General features: G+C 72.3%; 11 protein-coding genes. 4 read left to right on the forward strand and 7 right to left on the reverse strand.

From position 1 onward, the window contains the following. Window positions 1-96 precede the first annotated feature (96 nt). Entirely contained in the window at window positions 97-1,110 is a 1,014-nt protein-coding gene (gmd, locus tag BGP73_RS02415; RefSeq protein ID WP_069811705.1) for a GDP-mannose 4,6-dehydratase, read from the reverse strand. Window positions 1,111-1,211: 101 nt separating this feature from the next. Between gmd and BGP73_RS02420 the strand changes: the two genes are divergently transcribed. After that, window positions 1,212-2,177 (forward strand): GDP-L-fucose synthase family protein, encoded by a 966-nt coding sequence (locus BGP73_RS02420; protein ID WP_069811706.1) that lies wholly within the window; start codon window positions 1,212-1,214, stop codon window positions 2,175-2,177. 92 nt (window positions 2,178-2,269) lie between these two features. Here the strand turns inward: BGP73_RS02420 and BGP73_RS02425 are convergent, their stop codons facing one another. The 4 genes from BGP73_RS02425 to BGP73_RS02440 form a co-directional block, all read right to left on the reverse strand. Continuing rightward, window positions 2,270-3,733 (reverse strand): sugar transferase, encoded by a 1,464-nt coding sequence (locus BGP73_RS02425; protein ID WP_069811707.1) that lies wholly within the window; start codon window positions 3,731-3,733, stop codon window positions 2,270-2,272. Window positions 3,734-4,106: 373 nt separating this feature from the next. Further along, window positions 4,107-4,988, reverse strand: a complete 882-nt coding sequence (locus BGP73_RS02430) for a heme ABC transporter ATP-binding protein (protein WP_069811708.1) — start codon at window positions 4,986-4,988, stop codon at window positions 4,107-4,109. After that, the gene (locus tag BGP73_RS02435) at window positions 4,985-6,142 is read right to left on the reverse strand and encodes a FecCD family ABC transporter permease (protein ID WP_079127134.1); all 1,158 of its coding nucleotides are present in this window, start codon (window positions 6,140-6,142) and stop codon (window positions 4,985-4,987) included. The genes BGP73_RS02430 and BGP73_RS02435 overlap by 4 nt, the downstream gene beginning before the upstream one ends. Before the next feature lies 1 nt (window position 6,143). Further along, window positions 6,144-7,139: a heme/hemin ABC transporter substrate-binding protein gene (locus tag BGP73_RS02440; RefSeq protein WP_170837743.1), complete on the reverse strand. Its 996-nt coding sequence runs from the start codon at window positions 7,137-7,139 to the stop codon at window positions 6,144-6,146. A 184-nt stretch (window positions 7,140-7,323) separates the two neighbouring features. Here BGP73_RS02440 and BGP73_RS02445 point away from each other — a divergent pair, with 184 nt between their 5' ends. Together BGP73_RS02445 and BGP73_RS02450 are read left to right on the forward strand one after the other, a co-directional pair. Continuing rightward, window positions 7,324-8,727: an HtaA domain-containing protein gene (locus tag BGP73_RS02445; protein ID WP_069812075.1), complete on the forward strand. Its 1,404-nt coding sequence runs from the start codon at window positions 7,324-7,326 to the stop codon at window positions 8,725-8,727. An 81-nt stretch (window positions 8,728-8,808) separates the two neighbouring features. Further along, the gene (locus tag BGP73_RS02450; protein ID WP_079127136.1) at window positions 8,809-10,365 is read left to right on the forward strand and encodes an HtaA domain-containing protein; all 1,557 of its coding nucleotides are present in this window, start codon (window positions 8,809-8,811) and stop codon (window positions 10,363-10,365) included. 91 nt (window positions 10,366-10,456) lie between these two features. On the opposite strand, the gene BGP73_RS02455 is transcribed toward BGP73_RS02450, so the two are convergent. Together BGP73_RS02455 and map are read right to left on the reverse strand one after the other, a co-directional pair. Beyond that, window positions 10,457-11,119, reverse strand: coding sequence for a biliverdin-producing heme oxygenase (locus tag BGP73_RS02455; RefSeq protein WP_069811709.1), 663 nt, complete (start codon window positions 11,117-11,119; stop codon window positions 10,457-10,459). A gap of 198 nt (window positions 11,120-11,317) precedes the next feature. Further along, window positions 11,318-12,175, reverse strand: coding sequence for a type I methionyl aminopeptidase (gene map, locus BGP73_RS02460; RefSeq protein ID WP_069811710.1), 858 nt, complete (start codon window positions 12,173-12,175; stop codon window positions 11,318-11,320). Window positions 12,176-12,232: 57 nt separating this feature from the next. On the opposite strand from map, the gene BGP73_RS02465 reads away from it, so the two are divergent. After that, entirely contained in the window at window positions 12,233-12,496 is a 264-nt protein-coding gene (locus tag BGP73_RS02465) for a hypothetical protein (protein WP_069811711.1), read from the forward strand. Window positions 12,497-12,535 lie beyond the last annotated feature (39 nt).

Raw genomic sequence — 12,535 nt, forward strand, 5'->3', positions numbered from 1 at the left:
CGGCGGCCGCCTCTGTCCGCAGGTTAGGGCGCGGGCCCTCCCGCGGACACCGGATCGGCCGAATTGGCCGCCGGACACGCTGAATTGGGCCGGCTCTCAACGGTCGACCCGGACCGCGCCCCCGGACAGCTCCCGCTCCAGCAGGGAGATGTCGGCCTCCACCATGATGCGGGCCAGCTCCGGCCAGCGCACCCGCGGTTTCCAGCCCAGCAGGGACTCCGCCTTGGCGGCGTCCCCGATCAGCGCGTCGACCTCGGAGGGCCGCCGGTACTTCGGGTCGAAGCGCACGTGCTCGGCCCAGTCGAGGCCCGCCGCGGCGAAGGCGACCTCGACGAACTGCCGCACACTGCCCGCCTCGCCGGTCGCCACCACGTAGTCCTCCGGGGCGTCCCGCTGGAGCATCAGCCACATCGCCTCGACGTACTCCGGGGCGTAGCCCCAGTCCCGCACCGCGTCGAGGTTGCCGAGGTGGAGGTGCTCCTGGAGTCCCGCCCGGATCCGGGCCACCGCCCGGGAGATCTTGCGGGTCACGAAGGTCTCGCCGCGCCGTGGCGACTCGTGGTTGAAGAGGATGCCGTTGACGGCGAAGAGGCCGTAGGCCTCGCGGTAGTTGACGGTCGTCCAGTAGCCGAAGACCTTGGCTGTGCCGTACGGGCTGCGGGGGTGGAAGGGCGTGCGCTCGTTCTGTGGAGGGGGAGCCGCTCCGAACATCTCCGAGGAGGAGGCCTGGTAGATCCGGGTGTCGACACCGCTCGCCCGGATCGCCTCCAGCAGCCGGAGGGCGCCCATGCCGGTCACGTCGCCGGTGTACAGCGGAGCGTCGAAGGAGACCCGCACATGCGACTGCGCTCCCAGGTTGTAGACCTCGTCCGGACGCAGGTCGCGGAGCAGGTTGACCAGCGCCACCCCGTCGGAGAGGTCCGCGTGGTGGAGCACCAGTCTGCGGTCGGGCTCCTGGGGACCCTGGTAGAGATGGTCGATCCGCTCGGTGTTGAACGAGGACGACCGGCGTACCAGGCCGTGCACCTGGTAGCCCTTGGAGAGCAGCAGCTCCGCCAGGTACGAGCCGTCCTGCCCCGTGATGCCGGTGATCAGCGCGCTCTTGCCCATTGAGGCCCCCTCGGGACGGAGCCGAACGGCTCCGGGTATACGGATGGTGGAAAACGGATCCGCCGTGCCGGAAGTCAGTCGCCCTGGCAGAATCCGGTGGTATGACGGAGGCGGAGACGCTGCCCACACCGGCCCGGATATTCGTGGCGGGCCACCGGGGCCTGGTCGGTTCGGCGATGGCCCGCCGGCTCACCGCCGACGGCCACCGGGTGATCACCCGGGACCGCGCCGCCCTCGATCTGCGCGACGCCGAGCGGACCGAGGCGTTCCTGCGCCGGACCCGTCCGGACGCGGTGGTGCTGGCGGCCGCCAGGGTCGGCGGCATCCTGGCCAACAGCTCCCAGCCGGTGCAGTTCCTGGAGGACAACCTCCGCATCCAGCTGAGCGTGATCGCCGGTGCGCACGCCGCCGGGGTGCGTCGGCTGCTCTTCCTCGGCTCCTCCTGCATCTACCCGAGGCTGGCCGCCCAGCCGATCCGGGAGGACGCGCTGCTGACCGGGCCGCTGGAGCCGACCAACGAGTCGTACGCGCTCGCGAAGATCGCCGGGATCACCCAGGTGCGCTCCTACCGGCGCCAGTACGGCGCCTCCTACATCTCGGCCATGCCCACCAACCTCTACGGCCCCGGAGACAACTTCGACCCGGAGACCTCGCACGTACTGCCCGCGCTGATCCGCCGGTTCCACGAGGCCGTCCGGGACGGGCGCGAAGAGGTGGTGCTGTGGGGCACGGGAACTCCCCGCCGGGAGTTCCTGCACGTCGACGACCTGGCCGCGGCCTGTGCCCTGCTGCTGAGGGTCTACGACGGGGAGGAGCCGGTGAACATCGGCAGCGGAACGGACCTGACGATCCGGGAGCTGGCCGGGATCGTCGGCGAGGTGACCGGTTTCCGGGGCCGGATCCGCTTCGACCCCACCAGACCGGACGGCACCCCGCGGAAGCTGCTGGACGTCTCGCGCGTCCGGGGGCTCGGCTGGCGGCCGGCGATCGGGCTGCGCGAGGGCGTCGCGGCGGTGTACGCCGACTGGCGGAACAGCGGTGAGGCGGCCGGCACAGGCCGGAGCTGAACCGACTGGAGCTGTGTCGGCCGGAGTCGCGTCGGCGGGCTGGGGCCGGGCGTGGGCCGGGTAGGGTGCGTCGGTCATCACGGGCCGCCGCTTCAGTAGGCGCCGCGGCCGTCGACGACCGCGCGCAGGGTTCGGAGGATCAGCCGCAGATCGCCGCCGAGCGACCAGTTGTCGGCGTAGCGCAGGTCCAGCGCCACCGTCTCGTCCCAGGAGAGCTCCGACCGTCCGCTGACCTGCCACAGGCCGGTCATCCCGGGGCGCACCGCCAGCCGACGGGCCTCCGTCTCGTCATACCGGGCGGCTTCCTCCGGCAACGGGGGGCGCGGTCCGACCAGCGACATCTCGCCCCGCAACACGTTCACCAGCTGCGGGAGTTCGTCCAGTGAGGTGCGGCGGAGGATCCGACCGACCCGGGTCACCCGGGGGTCCCGCCGGATCTTGAACAGCGGCCCGTCCTGCTCGTTGACGGCGGAGAGCCGCGCCCGCAACTCGGGCGCGTCGACCACCATCGTGCGGAACTTCCACATGGTGAAGGCAGATCCGCCCAGGCCGAGACGGGTCTGGCGGTACAGGGCCGGCCCGGCGGAGTCCAGTCGGACGGCGAGCGCCAGCAGCCCGAAGAGCGGGGCGAGCAGGAGCAGCCCGAGTGCGGCCCCGGCCCGGTCCAGCGTGTGCTTGACGACCACCGGCAAACCCCTCCGGGCCGGTGGGGCCACATGGAGCAGGGGCAGGCCGGCGGCGGACGACAACCGCAGTCGGCGCGGCGCCACCTCGGTCAGCCCCGGGGCCAGGGCCACCGGCAGGCCCGCGTCGTGCAGCGCCCAGCAGAGCCGGCGCAGCCGTTCGCTGTCGAGTCCCGACCCGGGGGCGATGAGGGCGAGTTCGGCGCCGAGCCGCGCCGCGGTGGTGAGCACCGCGGTGTGGTCGCCCCGGGGCGCCGGAGGCGTGGCGGTCGGCAGGTGCCCGTGGACCACCGCCAGGGCGCCGCGGGCCGGGGCTCCGCCCAGCGGTGACAGGCCGACTACCACGTAGGGGTGGTCCGTCCTGCCGGCCAACTGCTCCATGAGGGCATCGGCCGCGCAGGCCTCGCCCACCACCAGGACCCGTTGGACGGATCGGGCCGCTCGCCGGCACGCGGTGAGCCGGCGGTGGGCGGCCCCGTGGCAGCAGAGCGTCAGCAGCGGTGCCAGGGAAAGCGCCGTCAGGGCGGGGACGGGATCGGGGCCCACGCCGAGGACACTGCGGAGCACGGCCAGTACGCCCAGCAGCATCAGCCAGTCGCTCAGCGCCGGGCCGACGCCGGTCGGCTCGCCGAGGGAGCGTGCGGCGTACCGGCCGCGTGCGGCCCGGGTACCGAGCCAGCCGGCTGCGGCGACCACGGCGACGAGCGTCGGCTGCTGCTCCTCCGTGCCCCGGAGCGCGATGAAGAGGGGCAGGCCGGCGCCCAGCAGGTCGCCGAAGAGGACCGCCGGCAGGTACCAGACGGGTGTGCCGCCGGCCTGGCGCTGAACAGTCGTCCGTCCGGATAAGGGTCGAACCGCTCCTGAAGAGGACATGCTGAAACCCCCGGTGGCACTTCGCGACCGAAGAAGCGCACCTGTCTCCCCCCGGGGTGCGCCGAGCCGATCCGACGGTATGTCAAATCAGCTGCTTTCGCTGGCATTCGCGGGATTTCGAGGAGGTGGCCCGGGGCGTTTCCCGACAGCCGGCCGTCAGACGCCAGTGGCCGGTGCGGCATCAGCACCCTTCAAACATCGGCGCAGTTCGCCCGTCAGCGCCGTCGGCCCCCCGGCGCGGTCTCCGGCGCGCTCCTCCGGAGCTCTTCGAGCAGCCGGGGCTCCAGTTCGCCGCGTTGACCGAAAGCCCTGGGCGGTCCGGTACGAGGGCCTCCGGCCGCCCGGCGATCCCCGCACCGGACGCCCCTGCGCCTCAGCGGGCAGACGTCGCCCGACTCCGCACCGGGTCTCCGCCACCGTCGGCCTCCCGACGCGGCACCACCAGGGGCTCGCCCGTGCGGGGATGCGCGATGACCTCCAGCGGCTGCCGGTAGACCTCGGAGAGCAACGACTCCCGGTAGACCTCGGACGGCGGGCCCTCCGCCGCTATCCGGCCGCCGTGCAGCACCGCCACCCGGTCCGCGTACGCCGCCGCCGAGCCAAGGTCGTGCAGCACCACGACGACCGCGTCACCGGCCCTGGCCCGCTCCCGGCAGTTGCGGAGCACCAGTTCCTGGTGGCGCAGGTCGAGCGCCGCGGTCGGCTCGTCGAGCAGCATCAGCGGGACGCGTTGGGCGAGGACCCGGGCCAGCGCCACCCTGGCGCGTTCGCCGCCCGAGAGGGCGGCGAAGGACCGCTGGGCGAACCCCGCCGTCTCGGTGACCGCCAGCGCGGTGGCCACCGCGTCGTCGTCCTCGTCCTCGGCGCTGGTGCCGTGCCAGGGCGCACGCCCCATCCGCACCACCTCCTCCACCGTGAACGGGAAGGAGAGGGTGGGGGACTGCGGCAGCACGGCCCGCCGCCGGGAGAGTTCCACGGCGGACCACTCGGCGGCGGGCCGGCCGGCCGTCAGCACCGTCCCCCCGTCGGGCACCAGGTCGGCGGCGAGCGCGGCCAGCAGCGTGGACTTGCCGGCGCCGTTGGGGCCGACCAGAGCCAGCACCTGGCCGGCGACGGCCTGCAGCGAGGCGTCCTCCAGCACCGTCCTGCCGCCCAGCCGTACCCGCAGACCGCGGGCCTCCGCCAGCGGACGGCCGGCCGGTACCGGCTCCGGCACCCGGGGCGGGCGGAGCCTGCCGAAGAGTGTCCCGATCATCCCCAACCCCCTTGCCGACGACGGGTCCTGCGGAGCAGCCAGAAGAAGAACGGACTGCCGACCAGCGCGGTCAGCACACCGAGGGGCAGCTCGGCCGGCTGCACGACGGTCCGTGCGGCGAGGTCCGCGCCGACCAGCACCACCGCTCCGCCGATCGCGCTGCCCGGCACCAGGAAGCGGTGGCCCGGGCCGGCGGCCATCCGCAGCAGGTGCGGAACGAGCAGGCCGACGAAGGTGATGATGCCCGCCACGGCCACCGCGGCGGCGGTCAGCAGCGCGACGACGACCATCAGGGTCATCCGCAGCCGCTCCACCTCCACCCCCAGGTGGCGGGCGGGGCGTTCACCGAGTGCCAGCAGGTCCAGCCGGCGGGCGTACATCGGGGAGAGCAGCAGGCCCGCCGCCGCGCACGGCAGCACGGCGAGCACCTTCGGCCAGGTGGCCTGGGCGAGCGAGCCGAGCTGCCAGAAGGTGATCTGGGCGATCTGCGCGTTGTCGGCGAAGAAGACCGACAGCCCGATCAGCGCGCCGGCGAAGGCGTTCACCGCGATACCGGTGAGGATCAGCGTCACCACCTCGGTGCGGCCGCCGGACCGGGAGAGCACGTACACCAGCAGCACCGTCAGCAGCCCGGAGAGGAAGGCGCAGACGGTGACGGTCCAGTTGCCGAGGAAGGTCACCCCGAGTGCGATGGAGGCCACCGCGCCGACCGCAGCGCCGGCCGAGACGCCGATCACCCCGGGCTCGGCGAGCGGATTGCCGAAGACGCCCTGCATGAGGGCGCCGGCGCAGCCCAGCGAGGCGCCCACCAGCAGCGCCAGGACCACCCGCGGCAGGCGTACGTTCCACAGCACGCTCTCGCCTACCCGGTCCAGTTCCGCGCCGCCCGCGCCGATGCGGTGCAGCAGCGAACCGAGGACGTCGCCGACCGGGATGGAGTAGGCGCCCAGAGCGGCGGAGAGGAGGGAGAGCCCGGCCAGGGCCAGCAGCAGGGCGATGGTCAGAGCACCGGCTCTGCCGCGCTTCGTGCCCTCCGGGCGCCGCGGGCCGGACTCGGACACCGGCTGCTCGGGCTCCGCCGAGGATTCCGGCCCGACGTCCTTTTCGGGGCGGGTCAGGGGACCGCTCGGTGGCGTCGGGGTGCTCGTGGTCATCTCAACGGCCGTCCGGGTAGAGCTGGTCGACGAGGCTCCGCAGTACCTCGTCGGTGCGCGGGCCGTAGTTCAGCAGCACGCCGTCGTCGATGGAGACGATCCGGCGGTCCTGGCCGGCGGGCGTCTGGGCGATACCGGGGATCTCCAGGAGTCCCTCCACGCCTCCCACCGAGTCAAGACCCTTGCTCATCACCAGGATCGCCTCCGGCGCCGCCTTCGCCAGCGCCTCGCTGGTGATCGGGGTGAAGTCCTTGCGCAGCCCCGACTCCTTGCCGGCGTCGACCGCCCCGGCGGCCTCCAACAACGAGCCGGCGCCGGAGTCGGCGCCGCCGAGCAGGTAGACCGAGGCCGAGCCGCGCAGGTAGAGGAAGGCGACCCGGGGCCCGGTGGGCTCGCCGCTCTCGGGGATGGTCCGGCGCACCGCGTCGATACGCCCCTCGGTGCGCTCGCGCAACTCCTCGCCCGACTTCGGCACGCCGAGCGCGGTGGCGACGGCGTCGATCCGGCTGCCGACGTCCTCCAGCGCCTTCGCGGGGGGCAGCACGACCAGCGGCACACCGGCGTCGCGGATCTGCTGCACCGCCTCGGCCGGACCGGTGGTGGTCTCGGCGAGCACCACGGTGGGGCGCAGCGCGAGCACGCTCTCCGCCGAGACGTCATGGGCCCGGGTCACCACCGGTAGGTCCTTTGCCTGTTGGAAGGTGGTGGTGACGTCACGGGCCACCACCCGGTCGCCGAGGCCGAGGGTGAAGACGATCTCGGCGAGCGAACCGGTCAGCGGCACGATGCGGTCGGCGCTGCGGACCGTCACCCGGTGTCCGTCGTCCGAGCGGACGGTGGCCGGAAGTCGGGGGTCGGCCGTGGTCGTCAGCGGCTCCAGCCGTTCCGCGGCGGGCGCGGCGCCGGGGCGTTGCCCGGAGCCGCCGCCCTTCGCCTGGGAGGTGCCGCAACCGCTGACCGCGAGGAGCACGGTGAGCAGCACGGCGAGCGAGGGCAGGAGAGCGCTGGCGCGCCGTTGTGTGGCGACCACCGCGCCGACCCGCTGCCGTTCAACCACGATCGGGCCTTTCCGGTGACAGTGAGGCTTTGGAGAAATCAGGTTATGGGTGGGGCTTTCGAGTAAAACAAGCCATAGTTTAGGTTAGCCTTACCTCATAATCCAGCCCTGGGGAGGGATGACGATGCTGTCCTCAGGTCCGGTCCGTGTCCTTACGGTCGGACTACTCGCCGCGCTGCTGGCCATCGGCCTGCCAGCCGCCTCCAGCCACGCCGAGAACCGCACGGTCTCCGGCGGGAGGCTCGACTGGGGCATCAAGGCCTCTTTCCAGAGCTATGTCACGGGCCCGATCGCCAACGGGAGTTGGAGCCTCATCGGCGGTGCCGCCACCGTCGGCCAGAGCAACTTCCGCTTCCACTCGGCGCAGGGGACCTACGACCCGGACAGCGGAGCGTTCTCGGCCACCTTCTCCGGCGGAGTGCGCTTCATCGGCCACCGGCAGTCGGACGGCAGCCATCAACTCGAACTGACCATCAGTCGCCCCAGGGTCAGCCTGGCAGGTGGCGGCGGCACCCTGTACGCCGACGTCACCAGCAAGGACCGGAACACCGGGAAGACCACCTCCGCCAGCGGGGTCCCCTTCGCCTCGCTCAACATCGCGGGCGTGAACATGCGCGGCGGCTCCACCGCCGTCCAACTGCAGAACGTGCCGGCGACCCTGACCGCTGAGGGCGCCAAGTCCTTCGCCGGGTACTACACGGCCGGCACCCCGCTCGATCCACTGACGCTCTCCGCCGACATCCGGCCCGCGCAGCAGCAGAAACCGGACCCCAAGCCCTCCGACAACTCCGCCCCGAAGAAGAAGGACAAGCGGACCGAGCGCTCCAAGGGCGGGTTCGAGGACGCGGCTGTCGACTGGGGGGTGCGGCGCACCTTCCGGGAGTACGTCACCGGCCCGGTCGCACAGGGGCGCTGGCGGCTCTCGGCCGGTGCGCAGGACGGCGGAGCGCTCTTCCGGTTCCCGGACGGCACCGGCGGCTACGACCCGAAGAAGGGCACCCTCGAAGCCGACTTCACCGGCCGGATCCGCTTCACCGGCGAGCAGTTGGACCTCGCACTGAGCGGTGTGGCCGTCCGGGTCGAGGACGGCTCCGGCACCCTCTCGGCGGACGTCTCGGGGAGCGACTTCACCGGCAAGGACGTACCGCTGGTGACCTTCCCGGCCGAATCACTGAAACCGAAGGACGGGCTGGTCAACCTGCGCGAGGTGCCCACCAAGCTCACCAGGGAGGGCGCCGAGGCCTTCGGCGGGATGTACCGCGCGGGCAGCTCCATGGACCCGGTCTCCCTCGCCGTGGCCCTGGACAAGAAGGCCGAACTCCCCGCGCTGCCCGACCTCGGCAGCGCCGACGACCAGCCGACGAGCACCCCGAAGGCGGCGCTCGACGGCGAGCAGCAGCAGAGGACCACCTCGACCTCCTCGGCCGCGGGCTGGTACGGCGGCGGAGCCGCCGCACTCCTCGCCCTGGGCGGCGCCTTCGCCCTGATCCACCGTCGCCGCTCCAGGCGACCCTCCCCCGCTGAGTGAGCCGGCCCCTCTGAACCGGCCCCTCCAACTGAGCCGGCCGTTGAACCGGACCGGCAGAGATTCCCTAAGGAGAACCCCCAGATGACCGAGCACCTGTCCCACCCCAGCAGACCGGCCGTCGCCGCTTCCGGTGGCCGCCGCGGCCGGCTGGCGCTCGCCGCCGCCACGGCGGTCGCCCTGGGCGGGATGGCCCTCAGCCTGCCCGCCTCGGCCCTCGCGGCCGGGCACGGCCAGAACCCGACCGCCGCCCCCGCGGCGGCGCCGAAGCTGCCGCTGGAGAACGGCACCCTGGACTGGGGTGTGAAGGAATCGTTCCGGAAGTACGTGACCGGTGTCGCGGGCGGCACCATCGAGGTCGCCGGCGGAGCCGAGAAGAACGCCGACGGCACCTTCCGCTTCACCGACGGCCAGGGCAGCTACGACCTCGGCAGCCACGCCGTCAACACCACCTTCGACGGCAGCGTCCGGTTCACCTCGAAGCAGCACGGCTTCGACATCGAGTTCGCGGACCTCAAGGTCGACACGGAGGGCACCTCGGGCACCATCACCGCGGACGTCACCAGCGACGGTTCCACCGACCAGGACGTCGCCATCGCCACGCTCGACCTCTCCTCCGTACAGCCGGAGCGCGGTGATGGCGGTGCCATGACCTTCGCCGAGATACCGGCCGAGCTGACCGCCGAGGGCGCGGAGGCGCTCGGCGGGATGTACCAGGAGGGCCAGGAACTCGACCCGGCCACGCTCTCCGTCGAGCAGGGTGAGGCGTCCCAGCCCTCCCCGGACCCCACGCCGACCACCGAGCCCTCGGCCACGCCCACCGAGCAGCCCACCGGGAAACCCGACCCCAAGCCGTCGAACGGAGGCTCCGACGCCCCCACCGACCGGCCGGCCGAATCCGGGGAGATCGTCGACGGCAACCTGGACTGGGGGGTGAAGAAGTCCTTCCGGGACTACGTCACCGGCCCGGTCGGCAGCGGCCGCATCGAACTCGGCGACGGCGCGGTGGCGTCCGGCGAGGGTTACCGCTTCCCCGAGGGACGCGGCAGCTATGACGGTGCGGACGAGGTCCTGAAGGCCGGCTTCGACGGCTCGGTCCGCTTCCTGGCACACGAGCAGGGCGGAGAGTACGCCCTGGACCTGAAGTTCAGTGACCTGAAGGTGGAGGTCAAGGGTACCGACGGCGAGTTGATCGCCGATGTCTCCTCCAAGGACCGGGAGACCGGAAAGGTGACCCGGTACGAGGACCTGACCGTCGCGAAGCTCACCCTCCCCGCGCCGATGACCGAGAAGGACGACATCGTCTCGCTCGCCGACGTACCGGCCGCCCTCACCGCGGCGGGAGCCGAGGCGTTCGGCGGGTTCTACGAGTCCGGTACCGCCCTCGACCCGCTCACCGTCGCCGTCTCCCTGGACGAGGACGCGGTGCTGCCCGGTGCCCCGGGCGGCGGCGGGGACTCCGGCGGCGGCTCCGACGCCGGTTCCATCGGCGGCGGCGCCCTCAGTGGCGGTGCGGGCGCCCTCGCCTCCACGGGGGCGAGCGTTCCGGCCGGGCTGCTGGTCGGGGCGGCGGGAGCGCTCGCCGCGGCGGGCACCGTGGTCTTCCTGGTGACGCGCGGACGCCGCGCCGAGCAGGTCTGACCGACCGGTCCGTGCTGAGCGGCCGACCGAAGAGAAGGACGATGGCCCCACCTCGCGGGTGGGGCCATCGTCCGTCGGGCTGGGGCGCCGGTCAGGCGCTCATCGGGAACCGCCGCCCCAGGTCCTCGAAGAGCGCGGTGTTCAGTGCGAAGGCCCGCTTGCACTCGTCGACGATCCGCTGCTTGGACAGGTCGTCGGCGGGCAGCTCGTCGAGGAGGGCGCGGTAGTCCCGCTTGAACGCCGCCGGGTTGCCGATGCCCTCGAAGACGTAGAACCGGACTCCGTCGCCCTTGCGCTGGAATCCCCAGGTCTTCTCCGCGGTCGAGCGGATGACCTGACCACCGCTGAGGTCCCCGAGGTAGCGGGTGTAGTGGTGCGCCACGTAGCCCGGGGGCCATTCCTTGGCGACCTCTCTGATCCGCTCGGCGTAGGCGCTGGTGGCCGGCAGCGCGGAGGCCGTCGAGCGCCAGTCGGCGCCGCGCAGATGGGCCAGATCGCGCTCCAGTTCGGCGGCGCGCAGGAGTTCGGGGCGGATGAAGGGGCCGACGACCGGATCGCCGGCCAGTCGTGCCGCCTCGCTCTCCAGCGCGCTGTAGACGAACCACAACTGCTCGGTGTAGAGGGCGTAGGCCTCCACCCCGAGCCGTCCGCCGAGCATGTCACTCATGAAGCTCGAGTTCTCGGCCTCGGTGTGCTGCTCCTGCGAGGCGGTGCGGATCAGGGTGGAGAAGGGGACGGGGCTGGTGGCGACCAAGGGAGACCTCCGAGGGCCGTCGGGAGCGGAAAGAGAGCGTGGGGGAGCGCCGCCGGTGCCTTCCCGGACGCGACACCAGGCGTCGACAAGGATTCTCTTGACTTAGGCTTGCCTAAGTCAATGCTTTTCCGACGTGATGTCGGTAAAACTCGCCCGCCGTGCCCCGCCCCGGTCTCCCGTGGTCGGAGGGGCACCCGCTCAGGGCAGCGTGAGGATCTCCGCTCCGGTCTCCGTCACCACCAGGGTGTGCTCGAACTGGGCCGTCCGCATGCGGTCCTTGGTGACGACCGTCCAACCGTCCTCCCACATGTCGTACTCGTGGGTGCCGAGCGTCAGCATCGGCTCGATGGTGAAGGTCATCCCGGGGCGGATCACGGTGGTCGCCCGGGGGTTGTCGTAGTGCGGCACGATCAGCCCGGAGTGGAACGAGGAGTTGATGCCGTGTCCGGTGAAGTCTCGGACCACCCCGTAGCCGAAGCGCTTGGCGTACGACTCGATGACCCGGCCGATGATGTTGATCTGCCGGCCCGGCTTCACCGCCTTGATCGCCCGGGTCAGGGACTCCCGGGTCCGCTCGACCAGCAGTCGCGACTCCTCGTCCACCGCGCCGCAGAGGTAGGTGGCGTTGTTGTCCCCGTGCACTCCGCCGATGTAGGCGGTGACGTCCAGGTTGACGATGTCCCCGTCCCGCAGGACGGTCGAGTCCGGGATGCCGTGGCAGATGACCTCGTTGACCGAGGTGCACAACGACTTCGGGAAGCGGCGGTAGCCCAGGGTGGACGGATAGGCGCCGTGGTCGCACATGAACTCGTGGGCCACCCGGTCGAGTTCGTCCGTGGTGACCCCGGGGGCGATGTGCTTCGCGGCCTCCTCCATCGCCTGCGCCGCGATCCGGCCCGCGATCCGCATGCGTTCGATCGTTTCGGCGTCCTGCACCTCCGGCCCGGTGTACGGCGTGGGGGCGTCCTTGCCGACGTACTCGGGGCGCGGGATCGAGGCGGGTACGGAGCGGGTGGGGGAGAGCGTCCCCGGGGTGAGAAGAGACTGGCCAGACATGCCAGGGAGTGTATCGGCGCGCCATCGGGCAGCATGGCGGCGGAGAGAGGAGCCCCGATGGCCCTGTTCAGGAAGCGCCCGACCGGAAACCCGGGCGAGTGGTACTACTGCATCCGGCACCAGAAGGTGGAGGAGGGGCCGGAGTGCCCCGCACGGGACCGCCTCGGGCCGTACCCCACCCCCGGGGAGGCCGCCCAGGCGATGGACACCGCCCGGCAGCGGAACGAGGACTGGGAGACCGATCCGCGCTGGCAGAGCGCCGAGGCCGGCGGTGAGGGGGAACCGCCCGCCGAGGACCGCGGCCCGAGCGGAACCAGCTGACCCGGCGGGGCCCGCCCGCCGCGACCGCAGCTGAGCTGC

It is taken from the genome of Streptomyces sp. TP-A0874 (genome assembly GCF_001748085.1).
Lineage (GTDB): Bacteria > Actinomycetota > Actinomycetes > Streptomycetales > Streptomycetaceae > Streptomyces.